Origin of the sequence: Devosia submarina (assembly GCF_003056345.1) — a bacterium.
GTDB lineage: Bacteria > Pseudomonadota > Alphaproteobacteria > Rhizobiales > Devosiaceae > Devosia > Devosia submarina.
This window is the reverse complement of record NZ_PYWB01000029.1, coordinates 1-1,869: the sequence shown is the minus strand read 5'-3', so window position 1 is coordinate 1,869 and position 1,869 is coordinate 1. Positions and strand designations below refer to the sequence as shown.

Below are 1,869 nucleotides of genomic sequence, written 5' to 3'. Positions count from 1 at the left end.
GGCTAGACAGGTCTCAGGGCGCTGGCCCGCCCAAGGGGCTCCGAACCGGTGAGGCGGAGGTTTCAGGGCCGAATCTCTGCCTCTATTGGCTTTCCGCCAATGGTGGATCAGCGCGGTGCTGCTCCGGGCTTGGCCTCGGCAACGGTCCGGCGTGCGGGAACGCGGTGGAAGTTGACCTCGATCCAGTCGGCCAGAAGCCGCACCTTCTCCGCCACTTCCTCGCCCAGGGGGGTCAATGAATATTCCACATGCGGCGGCACGACGGAAAAGGCGCGGCGAGCCACGAATCCGTCCGTTTCCAGCATTTGTAGCGTCTGCGCCAGCATTCGCTCACTCACGCCGCCGATGCGGCGCCGCAATTCCGAGAAGCGGTGCGTTTCCCGTTGCAACGCGATCAGAACCAGAACGCCCCACTGGCTCGTCACATGCTTGAGCACCTCCCGCGAGGGGCATCCCGCCGACAGAACTTCGCCATGCAGCTTGTCAGAAAGTCCCATTGCGTCGTTTTGTTCGAGATAATCCATACTTACCTTTCTGTGCGTACTTACTATCGGTTAGTTACAACCTATATCGTGACTTTGGGCTATCAAGACAAGGAGTATGCCAGCCATGACCATCGCCGTAACCGGAGCAACGGGCCAGTTGGGCCGCATGATCGTTCAAAAACTGAAGCAGAAGATCGCGCCGGGGGAGATCGTCGCGCTCGCTCGCACCCCTAGTAAGGCGGCAGACCTTGGCGTTGAGGTGCGCGAGGCCGACTATGAAAAACCAGAGACGCTCGACCGGGCGCTCAGGGGCGTGGAGACACTGATGCTCGTCTCGTCGAGCGAGGTCGGCAAGCGGGCCAGTCAGCATGCAAACGTCATCGCCGCGGCGAAGGGGGCGGGAGTGAAACGGATCGTCTATACGAGCCTGCTTCACGCTGATACGTCGCCGATGAGCCTCGCCCCCGAACATGTGCAAACTGAAGCTGCCTTGAAGACGTCTGGCATCGCCCACACGATCATGCGCAACGGCTGGTACACGGAAAACTACACTGTCCCGGTTCCGGGCGCGGTGCAGGCCGGCGCATTGGTCGGCAGCGCGGGCGAAGGCCGGATCGCGTCCGCGACCCGCAATGACCTTGCCGAAGCCGCTGTCGCGGTGCTGACAGGCGACGGTCACGACGGCAAGGTCTACGAACTCGCCGGCGACGAGGCCTATACGCTTGCCGACCTTGCGGCGGAGATTTCCAGGCAGACCGGCAAGGACATTCCCTACCGGAATTTGCCGCAAGACGAATATGCCGCTGTGCTGAAGGGCATAGGCGTTCCCGAGGGATTTGCCGGGGCGGTAGCGGCATTTGACATCGACGCTTCCAACGGCGCGCTGTTAGATGACGGGCGCCAGCTCTCGGCGCTGATCGGGCGTCCGACCACGCCGCTGTCGGATGCGGTGGCCGCCGCTCTGAAATCGTAGCTGGGCCATCAGCCTGGGTTCGAGCCTGCGGCTCACGACAAGCGCTGAGCCTCGATTTCGGGCTCGGCGCGATTCGGCCATTTGCGCGTTGCGGCGCGATCGCTGGCGCAGAAGAATTATCCATCTGACGAAGATGTCGTGCCATCACTCCAGAGGCGAAAATTCGGATATCAGATGCACGCATCGCGATGCATGCCTGAACTGCACGATAGGACTCCGACAGAGCGCGGAGGGCACACACTCAGGCGATCTGGTTGCATTAACTTACTTGGACGCACTAGCCATCCGCGCGACCCGAGGTTGCCGTTCATTGCAGACACACGCCGAACGTCCTCTTCATCGTAAGGCAAAAGCTTGCCTGGACGGCTGGATTGAGCGCGTGTTCCTGTAGAAGTGCAGCGGTCACCTGAA

General features: G+C 61.5%; 2 protein-coding genes. One reads left to right on the top strand and one right to left on the bottom strand.

The window, feature by feature from the left end; translation table 11 throughout:
- Window positions 1–107: 107 nt before the first annotated feature.
- Window positions 108–524, bottom strand: a complete 417-nt coding sequence (locus tag DDE77_RS19240; RefSeq protein WP_108399100.1) for a winged helix-turn-helix transcriptional regulator — start codon at window positions 522–524, stop codon at window positions 108–110.
- Between the two features lie 85 nt (window positions 525–609).
- Here DDE77_RS19240 and DDE77_RS19235 point away from each other — a divergent pair, with 85 nt between their 5' ends.
- Window positions 610–1,458, top strand: coding sequence for an SDR family oxidoreductase (locus DDE77_RS19235; protein ID WP_108399101.1), 849 nt, complete (start codon window positions 610–612; stop codon window positions 1,456–1,458).
- The last annotated feature ends 411 nt before the right edge of the window (window positions 1,459–1,869 follow it).